The organism is Thalassiella azotivora (assembly GCF_054781695.1).
The window spans coordinates 155,463-177,003 of record NZ_BAAGTX010000005.1; the positions used below are offsets into that span (position 1 = coordinate 155,463).

Below are 21,541 nucleotides of genomic sequence, written 5' to 3' on the forward strand. Positions count from 1 at the left end.
TGGACCCCTCGGTGGGACCCCACAACCGGACGCGTCGCCCCCGTACGGTCGCGCCCGCTCAGGCGTCGATGCGCTCGCGGTCGAGCTCGGACGCGCCCTCGACGATGAAGTCCTTGCGCGGTGCCACGTCGCTGCCCATGAGCAGCTCGAACACCCGCTCGGCCGCGGCGGCGTCGGTGACCGTGATGCGCCGCAGCGTGCGGTGCCGGCGGTCCATCGTCGTCTCGGCGAGCTGGTCGGCGTCCATCTCACCGAGGCCCTTGTAGCGCTGGATCGGCTCCTTGTACCGCCGGCCCTTCTTCTCGAGCTGCTTGAGCAGCGTCGTCAGCTCCGCCTCGGAGTAGGTGTAGACGACCTCGTTGCGCGAGCGGCCGGCGCCCACGACCTCGACCCGGTGCAGCGGCGGCACGGCCGCGAAGACGCGCCCCGCGTCCACCATCGGCCGCATGTAGCGGAAGAACAGGGTCAGCAGCAGCGTGCGGATGTGCGCGCCGTCCACGTCAGCGTCCGCGAGCAGGATGACCTTGCCGTAGCGCGCGGCCTCGAGGTCGAAGGTGCGTCCGGAACCGGCGCCGATCACCTGGATGATCGAGGCGCACTCGGCGTTCTTCAGCATGTCCGTGACGGACGCCTTCTGGACGTTGAGGATCTTGCCCCGGATCGGCAGCAGCGCCTGGTAGTCGCTGGAGCGGGCCAGCTTCGCGGTGCCCAGGGCGCTGTCGCCCTCGACGATGAAGAGCTCGGACTGCTCGACGTCGTTGGTGCGGCAGTCGGCCAGCTTCGCCGGCAGGGACGAGGTCTCCAGCGCGTTCTTGCGCCGCTGGGTCTCCTTGTGCAGGCGCGCGCTGATGCGCGACTTCATCTCGGCGACGACCTTCTCCAGCACCTGGCCGGCCTGCTGCTTCTCGCCCTTCCGCGTGGAGGTGAGCAGGGCGCTCAGCTCGCGCTCGACGACCTTGGCGACGATCCCGCGCACGGCGCTGGTGCCCAGCACCTCCTTGGTCTGGCCCTCGAACTGCGGCTCGTGCAGGCGGACGGTCAGGACGGCGGTCAGGCCGGCCAGGACGTCGTCCTTCTCCAGCTTGTCGTTGCCCGCCTTGAGCTTGCGGGCGTTCGCCTCGACCACCTTGCGGAAGGTCTTCAGCAGCGCGGCCTCGAAGCCGGCCAGGTGGGTGCCGCCCTTGGGGGTGGCGATGATGTTGACGAAGCTGCGGACCTCGGTGTCGTACCCGGTCCCCCACCGCAGCGCGACGTCGACGACGCACTCGCGCTCGACCTCGGTCGGCTCGAGGTGGCCCAGCGCGTCGAGCACGGGGACCGTCTCCGTGAACGAGCCGGACCCCTGCAGCCGCCAGACGTCGGTCACCGGGGCGTCGTGGGCCAGGTGGTCGACGAACTCGGTGATGCCGCCGTCGTGCTGGAAGACCTCCTCGTGCGCACCGTCGGCGGCGGGCGTGCCCGGAAGGCCCCGCTCGTCGCGGATGGTCAGCCGCAGACCCGGCACGAGGAAGGACGTCTGCCGCGCCCTGGTGACCAGCTCGTCGTACCCGAAGGCGGCGTCCTTGGTGAAGATCTGCCGGTCCGCCCAGTACCGGATGCGGGTTCCGGTGACGCCCCGCTTCGCCTTGCCCACGACCCGCAGCTCCGAGCCCTCCACGAACGGGCGGAACGGGGCGTCGGGGGTCGGTCCGTCGGCGGGGTCGTCGAAGACGCCCGGCTCCCCCCGGCGGAAGCTCATCGCGTAGGTCCTGCCGCCGCGGTCGACCTCCACGTCGAGGCGCGCCGACAGGGCGTTGACGACGCTGGCCCCGACACCGTGCAGGCCACCGGACGCCGCGTAGGACCCGCCACCGAACTTGCCGCCGGCGTGCAGCTTGGTGAAGACGACCTCCACGCCGGACAGGCCGGTCTTCGGCTCCGCGTCCACCGGGACGCCCCGCCCGTCGTCCCGCACCTCGACCGAGGAGTCGGCGTGCAGGACGACGTCGATGCGCTCGGCGTAGTCGCTCAGCGCCTCGTCGACGGCGTTGTCGATGATCTCCCAGAGGCAGTGCATGAGGCCGCGCGAGTCGGTGGACCCGATGTACATGCCGGGGCGCTTGCGGACCGCCTCCAGGCCCTCGAGGACCGAGAGGTGGCGGGCCGAGTAGGCGCCGGGGTCCTCCGCCTGCTTGCGGGTCGCGGCGGGACGCTGGGAGGTCTTCGGTGCAGGCACCCCGGCAGGTTATCGGCCGCCGGCGACGGGGCCCGCCCGACACGGCGTCCTCGGCCCGACGGCACGACCGGCGACGGTCCGCGCTCCCTCGCGTCGTGACCTGCACCACAACGATTCGGCTACGCGGAGAGCGAACCGGGCCGGACCGGGCCGCCGGGAAGCCTGCTCGGTGGTTTCATGTTGGTCCAGGTGACGGCCGGACGACCGGCCGGGCCACCGGTGCACCCCGCACCACCAGCACCACGAGCACCACGGAAGGGGCGACGTGACCGCCACTCTCACGACCGACACCCTGACGGCCGCCGACCGCTGCGACCGCTGCGGGGCCCAGGCCTACGTGAGGGTCGTCCTCGCGTCCGGGGGCGAGCTGCTCTTCTGCGCCCACCACGGCCGCGCGCACTCCGAGAAGCTGCGCGAGGTCGCCGCCGACATCACCGACGAGTCCGCGCGCCTGACCAGCGGGGACGCCCCCACCGGCGACCAGCGCTGACCGACCCCTGACCCCGTACGCCGGTGGGCGCGCTCGCTGACGACATCACGCTCGTCGCCGGTCTGACGATCCTCGTCGGGCTGGTGGGCACGGTCGTCCCGGTCGTCCCCGGCCCCCTCCTCATCGCGGTCGCCGTCGGCGTCTGGGCGCTCGTCGTCCAGACGACCGGCGGCTGGCTCGTCCTGGCCGCGGTCGTCGTCCTGCTGCTGGCCGGCCAGCTCCTGAAGTACCTGACCGCGGGCCGCACCATGCTCACGTCGGGGGTGCCCCGGCGCTCGTTGCTGGTGGCCGGCCTCGCGGGCCTGGTGGGCTTCTTCGTCGTCCCCGTCGTGGGACTGGCGCTGTTCTTCATCGGCGGCCTGTACCTGATGGAGCGCCACCGGCTGGGGCCGGGCCCGCAGTCGGCGGCCTCCACCCGCACCGCGCTCAAGGCCGTGGGCATCGGCATCCTCGTCGAGCTCACCGCCGCCCTGCTGGCCGCCCTGACGTGGCTGGTCAGCGTCATGAGCGGCGCCGGGGGCTGAGCCCGCGGCGGGGTCCGACCGCCGGCACGTGACCGGCTGCCCCACGGCGGCCCGTGCGGCGGTCACCACCGGTGGGCGACGTCGAGCACCAGCCTCGTCCGGTCCCCCGGGCCGTCGAGCAGGAAGACCCGGAACGGCAGCCTGGCGCGCACGCCCACCCCGAGCGTCGTCTGCCCCTCGAAGGTCCCGGCCCACGCGACCTGCCGCAGGGTCCGGTACCCCGCGACGTGGACGAGCTCCCGACGGTCCACGGGCAGGTAGGTGGGCTCGCCCGACTCGTCGTACGCGGGCACCAGCGCCACCAGCTGGATCCGGGCGCCACCGCGCAGGGGGACCAGCGCCCCCTGCCCCTCGGAGTAGACGGCGGGGACGTAGGAGACCCGGTACCCCGACACGTCACCGCGGACGTCGAGGACCAGCCGGTCGAAGCACGGGTGCCGCCCTGAGCGCACGTCCACCAGGACCCCGCGGTCGTAGCTCTCCACGATCTCCGGCAGCGACCCCCACCAGATGCCGCAGTAGGGACCGGCGGCCGCCGGGGCGACCGGTGCGAGCAGCACCGCGGCGGCCGCCACGGGCGCGAGGAGCAGCGAGACGAGACGACGACGCACCATGACGGCCTCCCTCGTGAGGGTCCCTCTCCTCCCTCAGTGGTACGCCTGCGCGGGCGCGGCTGTCAGCCGAACGGGCAGGTCCGTGCGGGCCGCACACGCCGAGGGGCCCGGTCCGCCACGGACCGGGCCCCTCGGGGCGTGCCGATGTCAGTCCAGGTAGTCGCGCAGCACCTGCGACCGGCTCGGGTGCCGCAGCTTGGACATCGTCTTGGACTCGATCTGGCGGATGCGCTCGCGGGTGACCCCGTAGACCTTGCCGATCTCGTCGAGGGTCTTCGGCTGGCCGTCGGTCAGCCCGAAGCGCATCGACACCACCCCGGCCTCACGCTCGGACAGCGTGTCCAGCACGGAGTGCAGCTGCTCCTGCAGCAGCGTGAACGACACGGCGTCCGCGGGGACGACGGCCTCGGAGTCCTCGATCAGGTCACCGAACTCGCTGTCGCCGTCCTCACCGAGCGGGGTGTGCAGGGAGATCGGCTCGCGGCCGTACTTCTGGACCTCGACGACCTTCTCCGGGGTCATGTCGAGCTCCTTGGCGAGCTCCTCCGGGGTGGGCTCGCGCCCGAGGTCCTGCAGCATCTGGCGCTGCACCCGGGCGAGCTTGTTGATGACCTCGACCATGTGCACGGGGATGCGGATGGTGCGGGCCTGGTCGGCCATGGCACGGGTGATGGCCTGCCGGATCCACCAGGTGGCGTACGTCGAGAACTTGTAGCCCTTGGTGTAGTCGAACTTCTCGACGGCGCGGATGAGGCCGAGGTTGCCCTCCTGGATCAGGTCCAGGAAGAGCATGCCGCGGCCGGTGTACCGCTTGGCCAGCGAGACCACGAGCCGCAGGTTCGCCTCGAGCAGGTGGTTCTTGGCGCGGCGCCCGTCGTGGGCGATCCACTGCAGCTCGCGCTTGAGCTTGGTGTCGAGCTTCTCGCCCGAGTTCAGCTTCTCCTCCGCGAACAGGCCGGCCTCGATGCGCTTGGCGAGCTCGACCTCCTGCTCGGCGTTGAGGAGGGCGACCTTGCCGATCTGCTTCAGGTAGTCCTTGACCGGGTCGGCCGTGGCACCCGCCGTGGCGACCTGGACGGCGGGGGCGTCCTCGTCGTCGTCGTCGGACAGGACGAAGGACTCGCCCTCCTTGGGCTCCTCACCGGGAGCCGCGGCCTCGGCCGTCGCCAGGTCCGGCTCGTTCTCGTCGTCGGCCGCGGCCTCGGGGTCGGCGGCGGTCGCCGGGTCCGCCTTCGCGGACGCACCCTTGGATGCCGCGGCCTTCTTCGCGGTCGCCGGCTTGGCCGCGGCCGCCTTGCGCGCGGCCGCCTTGCGGGGCGCCGCCCCGTCACCGGAGGCCTTCTTGGCCGCCTTCCGGGCCGGGGCCTTGGCGGGGGTGGCCTCGGCGGGGGCAGCCTCCGCCGCGTCGTCGACCGGCTCCGCGGCAGCGGGCGCGGCCTTCTTGGCCGGCCGCGTGGCGGTCGTCGTCCCGCCCTCGGACCGGGCGGCCTTCTTGGTGGCGCTGGCCGTGACGGCGCTGCGGGTGCGGGTGGCGGCGGCCACCTTCTTGCGCGCGGGAGCGGCCGGCTGGTCGACGACCACCGTCACCGACGCGTCGTCGAGCGCGCGGAGCACCGCCTTCATCCGCGGCATGGGCACCTCCGCCTGCTCGCAGGCGCTGCGCAGCGCAGAGGCCTCGACCACACCCCGGGTGCTGCCGGAGCGCAGGAGGTCCTGCAGCGCGGGGTGGTTGAACTCGGGCGGGAGCGACCGGGAAGTCGGGACCGACGACACAGACTGCCTTTCGTCGAGGTACTCGGTGGAGCGCTGTGGAGCAGTGCACGGAGGACCCGCACGCCTCGGCGTCGGCCCCTCCAGGGGCTTAACACGGCCCGGCTCCCGAACATGCCCGATTCCGGGCAGGGGACATGGAGGACCAGGTCAAGCCCCCATTCTGGCACGAGCCGACCTCGACCGGTGCCACGGGCCCGCCGCTGCAGGCCGATCGGGTCCGGCGGCCCGGTCGCGTCACCCTGGACGGCCGGCCCGTGCCTGGGCCTTCAGCTCCTTCTTGGTGTCCCGGACCTGCTGCAGCGTCTCCGCGTCCCTGACGTCCGCCACCGAGCGGCGGACGTCGTCGCGACCGTAGTCACCGGCGGCCTCCCGCCACCCAGGGGGGCGCACACCGAGCTGCTTGCCCAGCAGGGCGAGGAAGATCGCGGCCTTCTGCTTGCCGAAGCCGGGCAGCGCCTCCAGGCGTCGCCGGACCAGCATCCCGGTGACGGGCGCGCCGTCGGGACCGGGGTCCGTCCACAGCCGCGTGGTGTCACCGCCGTAGGTGCCGACGACCTCGGCGGCCAGCGCCCGCAGCCGCTGCCCCATGCTCCCCGGGTAACGGTGGACGGCGGGCGGTCCGGCCATCCACGCCGTGAGCCGGTCGTCGTCGACGCCCGCGAGCTCGTGCGGGTCGAGCGAGCGGCGTCCTGCCGGGACGTCGGGGTGCATCCGCCCCGCCAGCAGCGCGGGTCCGGCGAAGGCGCGCTCCATCGGGAACTGCTGGTCGAGCAGCATCCCCGCCAGCAGCGCGAAGGGGTCCCGGGTGAGCAGCTCGTCCGCCTCGGTGTCCTGGGCGATCCGCAGCACGTCAGCCACCTCCGGGCGTCGGGGTGGGCGTCAGGACGCCTTGACGGCGAGCACGGGGCACGGGGCGTCGAGCAGGATCCGCTGCGCGTTCGAGCCGAGGATCAGCTTGCCGACGGGGGTGCGGCGACGCAGGCCGATGACGATCAGGGCGGCGCCCTCCTCCTCGGCGACGGCGACGAGGTCCTCGGCGGGCTCGAGGCCACGCACGAGCTGGCGGACCTGGTGCTCGACGCCCGCCTCGTCCAGCTGGGCCTTGACGGCCGCCAGCTCCTCCTCGTAGCGGGCGGCCTCCTCCTGGTCGAGCTCCTTGCCACCGCGGTTGCTGTTGATGACCACCAGCTTGGCGTTGCGCAGCCGCGCCTCGGCGGCCGCGGCCGTGAGGGCCGCACGGCCCTCCTTGGTGGGCACGTACCCGACGACGATCGCCATCGGTGGACCTCCTCGACTGCGACTGCGCCGGTCGTCCCGGCTCCTGGGCCGACCGTAGCGGATGCGCGGCGTGCCGTCGCCGTGGCCACGAGCGGTCGCCCCGGCGTCCTGGCTGACCGGTCGAGGTCACCGGTCTGGGTCACCGGTCTGGGTCACCGGTCGGGGTCACCGGTCGGGGTCACCGGTGACCGGCTGTCGTAGCGTGAGGCCGTGGCCTCGGGAGACGGGAACGGCTGGGTGCAGTGCCGCTGCGGGCACCGCCACTGGGGGCTGCACGGGGCGGCCGGCCTCCTGCTGACGCGGGACGGCTCCGGGTCCGCGGGCCCCGACACCGGGGGCGCCGACACCGGGGGCGCCGACACCGGGGGCGCCGACACCGGGGGCGCCGAGGTGCTGCTGCAGCTGCGGGCGGCGTGGACGCACCTCGGCGGCACCTGGGGTCTGCCGGGCGGCGCCGTCGACAGCCACGAGGACCACGTCGCCGGCGCGCTGCGCGAGGCCCACGAGGAGGCGGCCGTCCCGCCGGAGGCGGTGCAGGTCCTCGCCACCGTGGTCAGCACCGACCACGGTGACTGGGCCTACCGCGTGGTCGTGGGGCGCCTGCGCTGCGCCGTGCGCCCGCGAGCCACGACGGCCGAGTCGGACGACGTGCGCTGGGTGCCGGCGGCGCAGGTCCCGGCGCTGCCGCTGCACCCCGGGCTCGCGTCGAGCTGGGCGGAGCTGCTGCCCCACGTCACCGCCCCGCCGGCCACCGGGGGCCGCGACCGCCGCCGCACCTGACGTCGCCGAACGCGGGCGGTGCCCCGCGTCCGACCCGGGTCAGCGCCCGCTCGCGGCCAGCAGCCGCGCCGTGACGGCGCCGACCGCAGCCGCCTCCACGAGGAAGCCGTCGTGGCCGTAGGGCGACGACAGCTCGACCACCGGGTCGGCTCCCGGGACGCCCTGTGCGATCTCCTCGGATAGCCGGGTCGGGTAGAGCCGGTCGCTGTCCACGGAGGCGACGACCGTGCGGGCGGTGACGCGCGACAGGGCCGCCCGCACGCCGCCCCGGTCGCGGCCGACGTCGTGGGAGTTCATCGCCTCGGTCAGGACGAGGTAGGAGTTCGCGTCGAACCGGCCGACGAGCTTGCCGGCGTGGTGGTCGAGGTAGGACTCCACCGCGTACCGGCCGCCACCGCCGAGCGGACGCTCCCCCGGTTGCGGGGCGCGGCCGAAGCGCTGGTCGAGCTCCGGGCCGCTGCGGTACGTCGCGTGCGCGATCTGGCGCGCCACCGCCAGTCCGGCGTCGGGTCCGGCACCGTCCGCGGCGTCGTAGTAGTCGCCGCCGCGGAAGGCCGGGTCGGACCGGATGGCCGCCAGCTGCGGCCTGGCCCACGCGATCTGGTCCGCCGTCGCGTAGGCGCTGGACGCGAGCACGAGCAGGCGCTCGACCCGCTGGGGGGCACCGACGCCCCACTCCAGGGCCCGCATGCCGCCCATCGACCCGCCCACCACGAGGGCCCACGCGTCGATCCCGAGGTGGTCGCTGAGGGCGACCTCCGCGGCCACCTGGTCCCGGATCGTGGTGAACGGGAAGCGGCTGCCCCAGGCGCGACCGTCGGGCGCGGTCGACGCCGGACCGGTCGTCCCCTGGCAACCGCCGAGGACGTTGGGTGCCACGACGTAGTAGCGGTCGGTGTCGATCGGGGCGCCTGGCCCGACCAGGCCCTCCCACCACCCCGGCGTCGGGTGGCCCTCCCCCGCGTCGCCGACGACGTGGCTGTCCCCCGTCAGCGCGTGCAGCACGAGCACCGCGTTGTCACGCGCCGCCGACAGGGTGCCCCACGTCTCGTAGGCGATCCGGACGCCGGGCAGCCGACCACCCGCCTCCAGCGCGAGGGGACCGACGTCGGCGAACCTCCGGCGCCCCGGAGGGTCGCCGTCGCGCCACGCCGCGCTGGGGCGCCGGGGCGCGGGCTCGCACCGCGCGGGCAGCCCGAGGACGGTCATCACGCCCCCTTCGCCGCCGTCAGCCCCGCCTCCAGGTCGGCGAGGATGTCGTCCACGTGCTCCAGCCCCACGGACAGGCGGACCAGCCCGGGGGTGACCCCGGCGGCGAGCCGCTCGGCGTCGGTGAGCTGGCTGTGGGTCGTGGAGGCGGGGTGGATGACCAGCGACCGGACGTCCCCGATGTTCGCCACGTGGCTGTGCAGCGTCAGCGCCTCCACGAACCGGCGTCCGGCCTCGACACCGCCGGCGAGCTCGAAGGACAGGACCCCTCCGACGCCCTTCGGGGCGTACTTGCGCGCGCGCTCGTGCCAGGGGCTGCTGGGCAGACCGGCGTAGGCGACGGAGCGGACCTCGTCCCGGTTCTCGAGCCACCGGGCGACGGCCTCGGCGTTCTGCACGTGCCGCTCGACCCGCAGGCTCAGGGTCTCCAGGCCCTGCGCGATGAGGAAGGCGTTGAAGGGCGACACCGCGGCACCCAGGTCGCGCAGCAGCTGGACCCTGGCCTTGAGCACGTACGACAGGTTCGCGCCGAGCGGGCTGCCGACGCCGAGGTCCCGGGCGTAGACCAGCCCGTGGTAGCTCGGGTCCGGCTGGTTGAACCCCGGGAAGCGCTGCGGGTCGCGCGCGTAGTCGAAGGTGCCGCCGTCGACGATGACGCCGGCGATGGACGTGCCGTGGCCACCCAGGTACTTGGTGGCGGAGTGGATGACCACGTCGGCGCCCCACTCCAGCGGGCGCACGAGGTAGGGCGTGGCGACGGTGTTGTCCACCACCAGCGGCACGCCCACCTCGTGGGCGACGCCCGCGACGCCCTCGATGTCGAGCACGTCCTGCTTGGGGTTGGGGACGGTCTCGGCGAAGAAGGCCTTGGTGCTCTCGGTGGCGGCGCGGCGCCAGGCGTCGAGGTCGTCGGGGTCGCTGACGAAGTCGACCGTGACACCCAGCTTCGGGAAGGTGTGCCGCAGCAGGTTGTACGTGCCGCCGTACAGGCTCGGGCTCGCGACCACGTGGTCCCCGGCCTCGGCGACGTTGAGCAGCGCCAGGGCCTCCGCCGACTGCCCCGACGAGACCAGCAGAGCGCCGACGCCGCCCTCGAGGTCGGCGACGCGCTGCTCGACCGCGTCGGTGGTGGGGTTCATCAGGCGCGTGTAGATGTTGCCGAACTCCTTGAGCCCGAACAGGTTCGCCGCGTGGTCGGTGTCGTCGAAGACGTAGGACGTCGTCTGGTAGATCGGCAGCGCGCGGGCGCCCGTCGTCGGGTCGGGGGCCTGCCCCGCGTGGATCTGCCGGGTCTCGAAGGACCATCCCTGCGTCATGGTGTGCCTCCTGGGTCGTGGATGAGGGGGCGGCCCGTCCTGGGGCCGGGGGCGACGCCGCCCGGGGCGGGTCGCGCCGCGCCGGGACCAGGTGGTCCGGAGCGCGCGACGGGGCGGGGGTGGCGTCAGCGACGCATTCGACGGGTCGTTCGACAGGTCACGGCGGCCTCCTCGGGTACCGGGGCCCGTGCCGCGGGCCCGCGCTTGCCGGGCGCCGTCGCGGCGTCCGACCCGGTCATCACCCGGGGCACCCCACCGCGGAGGAGGGTTGCCGCCCAGCGAGCCGGGGCTTGGCGCTGGGACTCATGACCTGTGAAGGAGGGTACGCGAGCGCCGACCGGCCACGACAACCGCGTCTCGCCAGTCGGACCGCTCGTCTCGCCCGTCACCCGATCAGCCGCGTGCCACCTGCAGGTCCCGCTGCCGGTCCGCCTCCGCCCACCCGGGCGGGATCCCACCGTCCAGGCAGCGCCGCAGCAGGCCCGCCAGGGAGTGCCCGGGGTCGGCGGCCAGGGCGAGGTCGCACAGGTCGGAGGCGGGGGCGCCGTCGCCCGCCCACCAGGACATCCACGCGAGCACCGCCAGCGGCGGGGCAGCCTCCGGGCCGTCCGACACCCGGACGAGGTGGCGCAGCACCGTCCCGGCCGCCTCCAGCCGAGCGCGCTCCGGGCGCAGGGGGTCGCGGGCTCCGAAGACGCGGTCGAGCAGACGCCCCGCCTCCCGGTCGCCGGCCCCGCGGGACAGCAGCCGCTCCGGGCCGTCGCCGGCACCGGGAGCGCACGCCAGCATCATGGCGTCGCGCAGCACGGGGTCGGCCAACCCGGCCAGCAGGGCGGCGTCCTGCACGAGCGCCACCGCGACGTCCACGTCGCCGTCCACCGCCCGCTCCCCCGAGCCGCCCGTGCCGTCGCCCGCGCGCAGGCGGTGGGACCAGGTCCGCAGGACCTCCTGGCGCCACCGGACGAGATCGGCCGTGTCCTGAGGGGGCACGGCACCGGGCCGTAGGGCGGCCTCCCGGACCGCCCGACGGACGGACGCAGCGGCGGGTGACAGGTCGCCGAGGAGGTCCCCGCGTCCCGACGCGACGCTCAACCCCCGGTAGACCAGCTCCGCCTGCGCCTGGCTGTCCCGCACCTCGTCCAGCGGTCGCCCGTCCGCCGGGCAGCAGTCCCCCGCGCAGGTCAGGCAGCGGTAGCGCCCGCCGCCCACCCACCAGGCGTCCAGCAACGGGATGCCGTGCTCGGCCAGCGCCGCCGCGGCCAGCGCCACGACGTCCGCGGCACGGTCGTCCGCGGCACGGTCGTCCGCGGCACGGTCGTCCGCCGGTGCGCCGACGTCCTGCGGCAGGGTGCGTCCCGGGTCGGCGTAGACCACCAGCACCGCGGCGCGGGCCCCGTCGCGACGCAGGTGCCCGGCGACCGTCCCGCACAGGGACTCCACCTCGTGGCGCGGCCAGCTGCGGTCGGGCAGGTCGGCGCGGGCGACGAGACCGACCCGCTGGCGCGGCCCGCGCAGACTCATCAGGACCAGGCTGTCGGTCGGGACGTACCCGAGCTGGTACGGCACGACCGCCAGGAGGTCGCGGGGCTCGCTGACGCGGATCGTCGGTGTGCTCATGGGCCACGACCCTGGCCGTGCGCGCGCCGGCGGCGCGCGGTCAGGTGCGGTGGCTGTGGACGGCCGGCCCCGTGACGGCGCCTGTGGACGTCTCGTACCGCACGGCCCGTCGGACGGCGCGACCCAGCCGCGGGGCCGCCGCCCTCGAGCCTGCGGTGTCAGACCACCTGTCCGGGGACGACCCGGGGGTCGGTCGGCGCCGTCGTCGAGGGCGAGCCCCCCGCCTCCCACTCGAGGAACGCCTCGGCCTCGGTCAGCAGCGCGCCGGCGAGCCAGGCGAGGACGACGGCGTCGTCGGCGAGGCCCACGACGAGCAGGGCGGCCTCAGGCAGCAGGTCCACCGGGGACACGACGTAGAGCCCGGCCAGCAGCATCAGGCCGAGGCGACCGGGCGTCGTGCCCTGGTAGCGCCCCCGCAGCGTCGCGACGACCAGTCGCGGGACGGCGGAGAGCACGCTGGCCGTGCTCGGACCTCCGGGGCGCCGGCGACCGCTCAGGGTCGCCCACAGGGTGCGCAGCGCGGCTGCGCGTCGCGTCGTCCTCATCCGCCGGCTCCTCCCGTCCGCCTCGGGCGCCGCTCCAGGGCCCGCGGTCCGACCCGTCCAACGCCCGGCGGACGGCCGCTGTTCCGCGCACCCCGGGCACACCCCGGGCGCACCCCGGCGCGGCCAGCAGACCACGTCGCCGAGGACGGTCCGGACGACGGTGGTCAGGACCCGGCGCCGCAGGGCCTCGAGGACACCGCGAAGAGGCCGCGCAGGTCCCCGTCACCGAAGTCGGTGCCCAGCGGCGTGGTCGTGGGGTGCATCAGCTGGGCCGGGTCCTCCACGTGGCCCAGGCCCAGCAGGTGCGCCAGCTCGTGCAGGACCACCGCCCGGGCCCGCGCGACGCCGGCCTGCCGGTTCGCGAGGTCGCCCAGCGTGCCGGTGTCGAGCACCACCTGGCCGGTGACGTACCGGAGGTCACCGCCGGACCCCGCCACCGGGTGCGGTGCGGCGTACCCGGCGACGTCCCCGGCGAGCCAGGGTTCGCTCGTCCCGTCGGACCAGGCGACCAGGACGGGCGCCCAGCGGTCGCCGTACCGGCTGCGCTGGACCGGCTCACGGGTGGCCGAGGGCAGCTCGTCCGTCGCGCCGTCGTGCACCAGGACGAAACCCGTGACCTGCTCGACGCGGGCGACCGCGTCCGCGAGAACGAACGCACCGGACGGCGGCGCGCCCGCGTCGTTGACGACGTAGTGCAGCGGTCGGCAGGGGTCCCACCCGACGGGTGAGCCGTCGTCCTGCTGCATCAGCAGCGAGTAGCCGCCCGACCCGGGCGGGGCCGCCAGCGGGGTCCCGATGGGAACGGGCGAGGCGTCGTCAGGGACCGGTGGGCCCGACCACGACGACCCGTCGGCGCCGGTGAGGGCGCAGCCCGCGAGGGCCGCGACGGCCACGAGCACGGCCACGACCGGCACGCGGGCGCGCCGCCGCGCTCCGCTGCTGCTGCTCGCGACACCGCCCACACCCGCCCATCGGCACCGGGCGCCCCGACATGAGCCCGCCGGCGGCTACCGCCCGGGCTCGAGCTGGTGCTGGGCGATGAGCTCGCGCCGTGCGTCGCCGGCGATCCGGCGCAGCAGCCACCAGTCCAGCCCCGCGCCGATCGCGCCGCCCGCGAGCGGGACGGCGCGCCCGAGGCGGCCGAGCCCCTTGGTGCCCAGCTGCGACAGGAGGCGGAAGCCGATGCCCTTGTTGAGGACCATGAGCGCCGGCGCCGGGAGCCTCTGCATCGCCAGACCCGCCACCCGGCCCCCCGGGTTCAGCCCCGCCTTGGTCAGCAGCGACGTCGAGTCCGCGCCGACCAGGACGAGCAGGACGGCGGACCGGACCTCCGGACGCGACAGGTCGTACCCGCGCAGGTGCGCGATGGCCCCGACCATCCGGGTCGCGACCGTGTAGAAGCCCGCGACGTTCACGGGCAGCGCGACCGGCAGGGTGACGAAACCGCCGAGTCCGGTCACGAAGCCGTTGGCCGCCGCGAGCCGGACGTGGGTGGTGACCACCTCGTCCACGGCCTCCTCCACGGAGCCGCGCGCGGCGAGCGCGCGGGCCGCCACGGCGTGCGCGGGGTCCAGCGGGCCGACGCCGTCGAGCCCGGCGTCGACGAGCCGGCCGACCAGCCCCGCCGCCGCCTCGTCCAGCCGGCCGGGCTCCTGCTCGGTCCGTCGTGCCATCAGCTGCCTCCTCGTCGTGTGCTGAGGGGCGATTCTGCCGATGATGGGCGGGTGCTGCTCGCCGAGGTCGCCGCCGCCGTCGAGGACGTCGCCGCCACCACCTCGCGGACGGCGAAGACGCGCCGGCTCGCCGTGGTGCTGCGCGCCGCGTCGACGGCGGAGGTCCCCGTGCTCGTGCACCACCTCGCGGGCGAGCTCCCCCAGCGCCGCACGGGCCTGGGGTACCGGTCGCTGGCGGACCTCCCGGAGCCGGCAGCGCACCCGACCCTGACCGTGCTGGACCTCGACGCCGCGTTCACCCGCGCCCAGGAGCTCTCCGGACCGGGGTCCTCGACGGCGCGCCGGAGCCTCGTGCGGGACCTCGCGAGCCGCGCGACCGCGGTCGAACAGCGGCTGGTCGTCGGCCTGGTCGGCGGGGAGCTGCGCCAGGGAGCCGCCCGCGGGGTGCTCGTGGACGCCGTCGCCGCGGCGGCCGACGTGCCCGCGGCCGCCGTCCGCCGGGCCGTCACCCTCACCGGCGGCCTCGCCGACGTCGCCGTCGCGCTGCTCGGCGTCCCCGCCGACGGGCGCGCCGCCGTGCTGGACCGGTTCGGCCTCGTGCCCGGCCAGCCGCTGTCACCGATGCTCGCGCAGGCGGCGCCCGACCTCGCCGCGGCGCTGGCGCGGACCGGTCCGGCGGCCGTGGAGTGGAAGGTGGACGGCGTGCGCGTCCAGGTCCACCGCTGGCCGGGCGGCCACCGCGTGCTGACCCGGAGCCTGGACGACGTCACCGAGCGCCTTCCCGAGGTCGTCGAGGCCGTGGCGGCCCTGCCCGTGGACTCCGTCGTCCTCGACGGCGAGGTCGTGGCGCTCGGCGCTGCGCACGACCGCCCCGAGGGCCCCGCGCCCACGGGGCACCCGGCACTGCGCGAGCGGCGTCCGCTGCCGTTCCAGGAGACGGGGTCGCTGGTGGCCACGCGTCGCCGCCCCGCCGACTCCGCACCCCTGACGACGGTGCTGTTCGACGTGCTGCACCTGGACGGGCGCGACCTCCTCGACGAGCCCTACCGGGTCCGGCGGGAGGTGCTCGAGCGCCTCGCCCCCCACCTGGCGGTGCCCGCCCTGCTGCTGCCCGACGCCCCCGATGAGCCCGATGACCCTGACGACCCCGACGAGCCGGGCAGCACGGACCGCGCAGGCAGCACGCGCGCCGAAGCCGCCGCCTTCGTCGAGGACGCCCTCGCCCGCGGCCAGGAGGGCGTCGTGGTCAAGGCCCTGGACGCGCCGTACGCGATGGGCCGGCGCGGCGCGGCCTGGGTCAAGGTCAAGCCGCGCACCACGTTCGACCTCGTCGTGCTGGCGGCCGAGTGGGGTCACGGCCGGCGCGCCGGGCTGCTGTCGAACCTGCACCTCGGTGCCCGGGACCCGGACGGCCGGCACGGCCGGCCCGGTGGCTTCGTCATGCTGGGCAAGACGTTCAAGGGGATGACCGACGAGCTGCTGCGCTGGCAGACCGACGCGCTGCAGCGCGTGTCCACCGGCGGCACGCGGGCCCGGGTCGACGTCCGCCCGGAGCTCGTCGTCGAGGTCGCCGTCGACGGCGTGCAGACCTCGACGCGCTACCCGGCGGGGATGGCCCTGCGCTTCGCCCGGGTGGTCCGGTACCGGCCCGACAAGCGCCCGGACGAGGCCGACACGGTGGACGACGTCCGCGCGCTGCACGAGGCCGGCGGCTGACCGGCGGGCTCGCTGGCGGGCTGACCGGTGGCGGACCGGCGCCGGACCGTCGGGACCAACCGCCAGGATGGGACGGTGCACCGACCACCCCCCGACGGCCACGAGGTCGCCGCCCTGCTGCGTGCGGGCGAGCCCGCGGCCCTGGCCGTCACCGCGGGCGGGCTCGCCGTGGCCTGCGGCACCGGCACCGCCACCGTCGCGTGCGACCCGGCGCAGGCGGCGGCGCTCCTCACCCGCTGGGACGCGGACGCCGGGCCGCGCTGGGTGTGGTGGTCGGCCGCCCAGGCGCTCGGTCCGCTGCTGGCCGCTGCCCCGCCTCCGAGAGTGCGCCGGTGCTGGGACCTCGCGGCGGTGCACCGGCTGCTCGTCGGCGGCTCCGCGGACGACCCCGGTCGGGTGTGGGCCGCCTGCCACGGGCTGGCCGTCGAGGACCTCCCGCGCGCCGGCGAGCTCGACCTGCGGGGCGCGGCGGCACCGGGCGCGGACGGCGGGGCAGCGCACGACGACGCACTCACCGCCGACGGGCACCTGTCCCCCGAATGGGTGGACGGCGGGTGGAGCACCTCACCGGACCGGGCCGCCCGATGGGCGGCCCTCGCCCTGCAGGCCCACCACCTGCAGGTCGCCGCCCTCGAGCAGGTCCCGGGCACGGACTGGGTGGCACCGCACCACGGCCGCCTGGTGCACACCGCCTGGTCGGAGTCGGCAGCCGCCGTCCTCGCGCTCGAGCTCGCCCGCGAGGGGCTCCCGGTCGACCGGCAGGCAGCCGAGCGGGTGGTCGCCTCGTTCGCCGGCCCGCGCCCGCGGGACGAGCGGCACGAGCTGCGGCTGAGAGCCGCGCGGGACGCCGTCGTCCTCGACCGGGCCGGTGGCCGCCCCGCCGACCTGCGCTCGCCCGCCCAGGTCAGGCAGCTGCTCGCCGACGTCGGGCTCGACGTCCCGGACACCCGGTCCTGGCGACTGGAGCGGCTGCGCACGGCCCACCCCGTCGTGGAGGCGCTGCTGGCGTGGCGCCAGGCCGAGCGGTTCGCGACCACGTACGGGTACCGGTGGCTGGACACCCACCTCGACCCCGACGGGCGGCTGCGCGGCACCTGGTCCGCCAGCGACGGTGGCGCCGGGCGGATGACGGCGCAGGCGGGCCTGCACAGCCTGCCGCGCGAGCTGCGGGTCGCCGTCCGCGCCGAGCCCGGGCACCGGATCGTGCGCGCCGACCTCGGCCAGGTGGAGCCCCGGGTGCTCGCCGCCGTCTCCGGTGACCGGGCGCTCGTGGCCGCCGCCCGCGAGGACGACCTGTACGCGCCCGTCGCCCAGCGGCTGGACTGCGAGCGGTCGGTCGCCAAGGTCGCCGTGCTCGCCGCGATGTACGGCCAGACGAGCGGCGCCGCCGGGCAGGCGCTGCAGGGCATGCGCACGACCTACCCGACGGCCATGGCGATGCTCGAGACCGCCGACGAGCGCGGTCGAGCCGGTGAGCACCTGCGCACCTACGGCGGCCGGCTGGTCCGGCCGTGGCCGGTGGACGACGTCCCCCCGGAGGCCGGTGAGGCCGCGTCGCGCGGCTACCGCGCCGCGCTGGCCGCTCGCGGGCGCTTCACCCGCAACGCGGTGGTGCAGGGCGCGGCCGCGGAGCTGTTCAAGGCGTGGGCCGCGACGGTCCGCCACCGCCTGGCCGGCTCCGGGTCCGGCGCGGTGGTGCTGTGCCTGCACGACGAGCTGCTCCTGCACGTGCGAGACGACGCCGCCGAGGAGGTCGCCGAGGGCCTGGTCGCCGACCTCGAGGCCACTGCGGCGCGCTGGTGCCCGCTGGTTCCCGTCCGGTTCGTCGCGGACGTCGCCGTCGTCCGCTCCTGGTCCGAGGCGAAGGCCGACGGGCAGCCCACCGCCCCCGGTCCCCCGCCGCCGACGGCGGCTCAGCGGTAGGCCTTGTGCTCCTGCCAGGGCGCGTCGCAGGGGCGCAGCGACGCCCAGCCGGCGTCGCGCGCGGCGCACGCCGCGAGCACCCCCACCACCGTCGTGGGGTTGTGCAGCCGGCCGCCCAGCACGGCGTCCCGCAGCTCGTCCAGCGGGACCCAGGCGGTGACCATGTCCGCCTCCTCGTGCTCGCGCTCGAACCGCTCGTTGTGCGGGACGGCGTCCAGGTCACGCGCAAGGAACACCCGGATCGCCTCGTCCATCCCCCCGGGGGAGTTGAACCAGTCGACGAGCACGTGCCAGCGCCCCGCCCTGGTGTCGGCCTCCTCGGCGAGCTCGCGCCGGGCCGCTTCGACGGGCGCCTCCCCCTCCACGTCCAGCAGGCCGGCCGGCAGCTCCCACAGGTCGTGCTGCACGGGGTGCCGGTACTGGCGCACGAGCAGGACGCGCTCGCGCTCGTCGAGCGCCAGGATCCCGACGGCACCCGGGTGCCGGACGTACTCGCGGTCGACCGTGCCGGCGTCCCCGAGGTCGACGGTGTCGCGCACGACGTCCCACACGAGACCCTGGTGCACGACCTGGGAGCGCACCACGGGCCGCGGGGCCAGCGCGTCCCGGAGCGGCTCGTCGGGTCCGTCCGGCCGGTTCACCGCGGACCGCCGTCCCGCGTCACTGGCCGGACCCCGCGGCGGCTGGCTCGATGTCGAGCAGACGCTCCTCACGCTGGCGGGCGATCGCGGCGGCGACGAGACCGGCGAACAGCGGGTGGGCCCGGGTGGGGCGGGAGCGGAACTCCGGGTGGGCCTGGGTCGCGACGTAGTACGGGTGGACCTCGGCCGGTAGCTCGACGTACTCGACCAGCGCCCGGTCCGGGGACAGCCCCGAGAACACCAGCCCCGCCGCCTCGAGCCGCTTGACGTACTGGTTGTTCACCTCGTAGCGGTGCCGGTGCCGCTCGTGCACGAGCTCCGAGCCGTAGGTCCGCGCCACCACGGACCCGGGCACGAGGCGGGCCGGGTACAGGCCGAGGCGCATCGTGCCGCCGAGGTCCCCCTCGCCCTGCACGATCGACTTCTGCTCGTCCATCGTGGCGATCACGGGGTGCTCGCAGCCCGGGTCGAACTCCGAGGACGACGCCCCCTCCAGCCCGGCGACGTCCCGGGCGTACTCGATCACCATGCACTGCAGGCCCAGGCACAGGCCGAGGGTCGGCACGAGGTTCTCCCTCGCCCACCGCAGCGCCCCGAGCTTGCCCTCGATGCCGCGCACCCCGAAACCGCCGGGCACGCAGACCGCGTCGACGCCCGACAGCTGCTTGCGTGCGCCCTCCGGGGTCTCGCAGGTGTCCGACGCCACCCAGCGCAGCCGCACCCGGGCGTCGTGCGCGAAACCGCCGGCCCGCAGCGCCTCCGTGACGGACAGGTACGCGTCGGGCAGGTCGATGTACTTGCCGACGAGCGCGATCTCCACCTCGTGCGCGGGGTGGTGCACCCGGCGCAGCAGGTCGTCCCACACCGTCCAGTCGACGTCGCGGAACGGCAGGTCCAGGCGGCGCACCACGTAGGCGTCCAGGCCCTCGGCGTGCAGCACCTTGGGGATGTCGTAGATCGACGGCGCGTCCACGGCGGTCGCGACGGCCTCGTCGTCCACGTCGCACATCAAGGCGATCTTGCGCTTGACCGGCTCGGGCACCTCCCGGTCGCAGCGCAGCACGATCGCGTCGGGCTGGATGCCGATCGACCGCAGCGCCGCCACCGAGTGCTGGGTGGGCTTGGTCTTCAGCTCGCCGCTCGGGCCGATGTACGGCACGAGCGACACGTGCACGAAGAACACCCGGTCGCGACCGACGTCCTGGCGCACCTGGCGGGCGGCCTCGAGGAAGGGCAGCGACTCGATGTCGCCGACCGTCCCCCCGACCTCGGTGATGATCACGTCAGGCGCCTCGCCGTGGCCGGAGGCCTGCGCCCGCATCCGGGCCTTGATCTCGTTGGTGATGTGCGGGATGACCTGGACGGTGTCGCCCAGGTACTCGCCGCGGCGCTCCTTGGCGATCACCTCGGAGTACACCTGCCCGGTGGTGACGTTCGCCGCGGCGTCGAGGTCGTCGTCGAGGAACCGCTCGTAGTGGCCGATGTCGAGGTCGGTCTCGGCCCCGTCGTCGGTGACGAACACCTCGCCGTGCTGGAACGGGTTCATCGTCCCGGGGTCCACGTTGAGGTAGGGGTCCAGCTTCTGGATCGACACCCGCAGACCGCGGGCCCGCAGCAGCCGCCCGAGGCTGGAGGCCGTCAGTCCCTTGCCCAGGGACGAGGCCACACCACCGGTGACGAAGATGTGACGGGTCGTCGCTGACGACCCTTCTGACCTGAGGAGCGCCCGATCCACCACGGGCTTCAACGCTAGCAGGCCCGGGCCGGGCCCCCGACCGCGGACACGCGCCGGGGCGGGCTCACCTCCGGGAGGCGTAGATCCCCTCCACCTGCGCGAGGGCGTCGGCGTCGGTGGGGAACGTCGCCGCCCGCGCCCGCGCCGCGGCGGACAGCGCCTCGCGCCGCGCGGGGTCGTCGAGCAGCCCACTGACGGCGTCGGCCAGCGCGGCGGGGTCGCCGTAGGGGACGAGGACCGCCGCGTCGCCGGTCACCTCCCCGGTGCCCCCGACCCGCGTGGCCACCAGGGGTGCCCCGACCCGCAGCGCCTCCTGGACGACGAGGGGCTGGCCCTCCCAGACGCTGGGGCAGACGGCGACGTCCGCCGCGGCGAACAGGTCCGGCACGTCGCTGCGGCGGCCCAGCAGCGTCACCGGCAGGCCGTCGCGGTCGATGCGCTCCTGCAGGGTCCCGCGCAGCGGACCGTCCCCGGCGACGACCACGCGCAGCGGGGGGCCCGACCGACCGCGGACGAGCTCACGCACCGCGTCCAGCAGCAGCGGCAGACCCTTCTGCGGTGCCAACCGGGCGACGACGACGACGAGCACGGCCTCGCCACCCGCACCGACCTCGCGGCGAACCTGCTCCCGCGGCCGCTGCGGGGGCCCGCCCAGGGGTGCGGGCACGAGCGCCCTGTCGGTCCGGTCGGCCCCGAGCCGACGCATCCGTGCCACCAGGTCCCCGGACACCCCGAGGACGACGTCGGCCCGGCGGGCGACGACCCGCTCGAGCACCGCCGTGACGGCCGCGACCGCGCCACCGCCGACCGGCTTGTTGTGCAGGGTGACCACCAGGAGCGGTTGGTCCCCCACCGGCCGCAGGAGCACCGGACCCAGCGCGATCGCGGCCAGGGCCCCCGCCCGCAGCCCGTGGGCGTGGACGGCGTCGGCGCCCCTGGTGACGCGGCGCAGCCGGCGGACGGCGGCCACGTCGGCGGCGGGCCGGGGACGGTCGCTGACCTCCACCGCCTCGAACCGGGCACCGACACCGTCCAGGCCGAAGTCGACCCGGGTCCGGTCCGGACCGGCGACGACCACCTCGTGGCCCGCGCGCGCGAGGTCCCGGGCCAGCGAGGCGACGTGCCTGCCCACCCCACCCGCGCTGGAACCGAGCACCTGGACGATCCTCATCCGCTCCTCCTCGACGGCGGTCCCGCAGCGGTACCCGGACCGGGCGGCTCGCCGTCAGCGCCGCCGCCCAGGTCACCGTCCGGGTCACCGTCAGCGCCGCCGTCCGGGCCACCGGCTCCGACGCGCCCGGTCCCCGCCCGCGCGCCCACTCCCCCCGCGGCCGGCGCCTCCCGCCCCGGGTCCGACGGCGGACGCGACCGGACGCCGGCGATCAGCGCGCGGACGGCCAGCGCGGACCCGCGGTCCGCCACCACGACGCCGAGCGAGAGCACGACGAGCGTGACCGCCGTCCCGGCCAGCGCCGCGAGCAGCGCCCCGCCC

At 75.6% G+C, this 21,541-nt stretch carries 19 protein-coding genes, 1 pseudogene and 1 riboswitch; of the genes and pseudogenes, 5 read left to right on the plus strand and 15 right to left on the minus strand.

Going from position 1 to position 21,541, the window contains the following annotated elements:
- Window positions 1-58: 58 nt before the first annotated feature.
- Window positions 59-2,215, minus strand: a complete 2,157-nt coding sequence (locus ACYVQV_RS05290; protein ID WP_461022210.1) for a DNA gyrase/topoisomerase IV subunit B — start codon at window positions 2,213-2,215, stop codon at window positions 59-61.
- Window positions 2,216-2,480: 265 nt separating this feature from the next.
- Here ACYVQV_RS05290 and ACYVQV_RS05295 point away from each other — a divergent pair, with 265 nt between their 5' ends.
- Both ACYVQV_RS05295 and ACYVQV_RS05300 read left to right on the plus strand, forming a co-directional pair.
- Window positions 2,481-2,705 (plus strand): DUF7455 domain-containing protein, encoded by a 225-nt coding sequence (locus ACYVQV_RS05295; protein ID WP_461022211.1) that lies wholly within the window; start codon window positions 2,481-2,483, stop codon window positions 2,703-2,705.
- 23 nt (window positions 2,706-2,728) lie between these two features.
- Complete coding sequence (locus ACYVQV_RS05300; RefSeq protein ID WP_461022212.1) at window positions 2,729-3,229, plus strand: DUF456 domain-containing protein; 501 nt, start codon at window positions 2,729-2,731, stop codon at window positions 3,227-3,229.
- Window positions 3,230-3,291: 62 nt separating this feature from the next.
- Here the strand turns inward: ACYVQV_RS05300 and ACYVQV_RS05305 are convergent, their stop codons facing one another.
- From ACYVQV_RS05305 to ACYVQV_RS05320, 4 genes are all read right to left on the minus strand, one after another.
- The gene (locus tag ACYVQV_RS05305; RefSeq protein ID WP_461022213.1) at window positions 3,292-3,843 is read right to left on the minus strand and encodes an AMIN-like domain-containing (lipo)protein; all 552 of its coding nucleotides are present in this window, start codon (window positions 3,841-3,843) and stop codon (window positions 3,292-3,294) included.
- A 147-nt stretch (window positions 3,844-3,990) separates the two neighbouring features.
- Window positions 3,991-5,616, minus strand: coding sequence for an RNA polymerase sigma factor (locus ACYVQV_RS05310; RefSeq protein WP_461022214.1), 1,626 nt, complete (start codon window positions 5,614-5,616; stop codon window positions 3,991-3,993).
- Between the two features lie 234 nt (window positions 5,617-5,850).
- Window positions 5,851-6,474: an HhH-GPD-type base excision DNA repair protein gene (locus tag ACYVQV_RS05315; RefSeq protein ID WP_461022215.1), complete on the minus strand. Its 624-nt coding sequence runs from the start codon at window positions 6,472-6,474 to the stop codon at window positions 5,851-5,853.
- 21 nt (window positions 6,475-6,495) lie between these two features.
- On the minus strand, window positions 6,496-6,894 hold the full coding sequence (locus ACYVQV_RS05320; protein ID WP_461022216.1) for a universal stress protein: 399 nt from the start codon (window positions 6,892-6,894) through the stop codon (window positions 6,496-6,498).
- Window positions 6,895-7,104: 210 nt separating this feature from the next.
- On the opposite strand from ACYVQV_RS05320, the gene ACYVQV_RS05325 reads away from it, so the two are divergent.
- Window positions 7,105-7,674: an NUDIX domain-containing protein gene (locus tag ACYVQV_RS05325; protein WP_461022217.1), complete on the plus strand. Its 570-nt coding sequence runs from the start codon at window positions 7,105-7,107 to the stop codon at window positions 7,672-7,674.
- A gap of 39 nt (window positions 7,675-7,713) precedes the next feature.
- Here ACYVQV_RS05325 and metX read toward each other — a convergent pair whose 3' ends face one another.
- From metX to ACYVQV_RS05355, 6 genes are all read right to left on the minus strand, one after another.
- On the minus strand, window positions 7,714-8,883 hold the full coding sequence (gene metX / locus ACYVQV_RS05330) for a homoserine O-acetyltransferase MetX (protein WP_461022218.1): 1,170 nt from the start codon (window positions 8,881-8,883) through the stop codon (window positions 7,714-7,716).
- Window positions 8,883-10,199: a bifunctional o-acetylhomoserine/o-acetylserine sulfhydrylase gene (locus tag ACYVQV_RS05335; protein WP_461022219.1), complete on the minus strand. Its 1,317-nt coding sequence runs from the start codon at window positions 10,197-10,199 to the stop codon at window positions 8,883-8,885. Before ACYVQV_RS05335 ends, metX begins: the two co-directional genes overlap by 1 nt.
- A gap of 195 nt (window positions 10,200-10,394) precedes the next feature.
- Window positions 10,395-10,510: riboswitch (SAM riboswitch) on the minus strand.
- 82 nt (window positions 10,511-10,592) lie between these two features.
- The gene (locus ACYVQV_RS05340) at window positions 10,593-11,816 is read right to left on the minus strand and encodes a DUF4192 domain-containing protein (RefSeq protein WP_461022220.1); all 1,224 of its coding nucleotides are present in this window, start codon (window positions 11,814-11,816) and stop codon (window positions 10,593-10,595) included.
- 158 nt (window positions 11,817-11,974) lie between these two features.
- Window positions 11,975-12,361 (minus strand): YkvA family protein, encoded by a 387-nt coding sequence (locus ACYVQV_RS05345; protein WP_461022221.1) that lies wholly within the window; start codon window positions 12,359-12,361, stop codon window positions 11,975-11,977.
- 164 nt (window positions 12,362-12,525) lie between these two features.
- Complete coding sequence (locus ACYVQV_RS05350; RefSeq protein WP_461022222.1) at window positions 12,526-13,266, minus strand: matrixin family metalloprotease; 741 nt, start codon at window positions 13,264-13,266, stop codon at window positions 12,526-12,528.
- A gap of 102 nt (window positions 13,267-13,368) precedes the next feature.
- Window positions 13,369-14,034 carry an EcsC family protein gene (locus tag ACYVQV_RS05355; protein ID WP_461022223.1) on the minus strand — a complete coding sequence of 222 codons (666 nt, stop codon included), beginning with the start codon at window positions 14,032-14,034 and terminating at the stop codon, window positions 13,369-13,371.
- Between the two features lie 51 nt (window positions 14,035-14,085).
- On the opposite strand from ACYVQV_RS05355, the gene ACYVQV_RS05360 reads away from it, so the two are divergent.
- The gene (locus tag ACYVQV_RS05360; protein ID WP_461022224.1) at window positions 14,086-15,750 is read left to right on the plus strand and encodes an ATP-dependent DNA ligase; all 1,665 of its coding nucleotides are present in this window, start codon (window positions 14,086-14,088) and stop codon (window positions 15,748-15,750) included.
- 75 nt (window positions 15,751-15,825) lie between these two features.
- Window positions 15,826-17,673, plus strand: a complete 1,848-nt coding sequence (locus ACYVQV_RS05365) for a DNA polymerase (RefSeq protein WP_461022225.1) — start codon at window positions 15,826-15,828, stop codon at window positions 17,671-17,673.
- Here ACYVQV_RS05365 and ACYVQV_RS05370 read toward each other — a convergent pair.
- The 4 genes and pseudogenes from ACYVQV_RS05370 to ACYVQV_RS05385 form a co-directional block, all read right to left on the minus strand.
- Window positions 17,664-18,314 (minus strand): NUDIX domain-containing protein, encoded by a 651-nt coding sequence (locus ACYVQV_RS05370; protein WP_461022226.1) that lies wholly within the window; start codon window positions 18,312-18,314, stop codon window positions 17,664-17,666. The genes ACYVQV_RS05365 and ACYVQV_RS05370 overlap by 10 nt on opposite strands.
- A gap of 19 nt (window positions 18,315-18,333) precedes the next feature.
- Window positions 18,334-20,049: a CTP synthase gene (locus ACYVQV_RS05375; RefSeq protein ID WP_461022240.1), complete on the minus strand. Its 1,716-nt coding sequence runs from the start codon at window positions 20,047-20,049 to the stop codon at window positions 18,334-18,336.
- Window positions 20,050-20,113: 64 nt separating this feature from the next.
- Window positions 20,114-21,220 (minus strand): glycosyltransferase family 4 protein, encoded by a 1,107-nt coding sequence (locus ACYVQV_RS05380; protein WP_461022227.1) that lies wholly within the window; start codon window positions 21,218-21,220, stop codon window positions 20,114-20,116.
- Window positions 21,217-21,541: pseudogene (locus ACYVQV_RS05385) on the minus strand (hypothetical protein); the annotation flags it as partial. The pseudogene ACYVQV_RS05385 and the gene ACYVQV_RS05380, both read right to left, overlap by 4 nt.

What these genes read in the sequence shown, in the direction of transcription:
- ACYVQV_RS05355 (WP_461022223.1), bottom strand. Translation starts at nt 14,034, where the DNA reads ATGGCACGACGGACCGAGCAGGAGCCCGGCCGGCTGGACGAGGCGGCG.
- ACYVQV_RS05380 (WP_461022227.1), bottom strand. Translation starts at nt 21,220, where the DNA reads ATGAGGATCGTCCAGGTGCTCGGTTCCAGCGCGGGTGGGGTGGGCAGG.
- ACYVQV_RS05305 (WP_461022213.1), bottom strand. Translation starts at nt 3,843, where the DNA reads ATGGTGCGTCGTCGTCTCGTCTCGCTGCTCCTCGCGCCCGTGGCGGCC.
- ACYVQV_RS05335 (WP_461022219.1), bottom strand. Translation starts at nt 10,199, where the DNA reads ATGACGCAGGGATGGTCCTTCGAGACCCGGCAGATCCACGCGGGGCAG.
- ACYVQV_RS05320 (WP_461022216.1), bottom strand. Translation starts at nt 6,894, where the DNA reads ATGGCGATCGTCGTCGGGTACGTGCCCACCAAGGAGGGCCGTGCGGCC.
- ACYVQV_RS05345 (WP_461022221.1), bottom strand. Translation starts at nt 12,361, where the DNA reads ATGAGGACGACGCGACGCGCAGCCGCGCTGCGCACCCTGTGGGCGACC.
- ACYVQV_RS05340 (WP_461022220.1), bottom strand. Translation starts at nt 11,816, where the DNA reads ATGAGCACACCGACGATCCGCGTCAGCGAGCCCCGCGACCTCCTGGCG.
- metX (WP_461022218.1), bottom strand. Translation starts at nt 8,883, where the DNA reads ATGACCGTCCTCGGGCTGCCCGCGCGGTGCGAGCCCGCGCCCCGGCGC.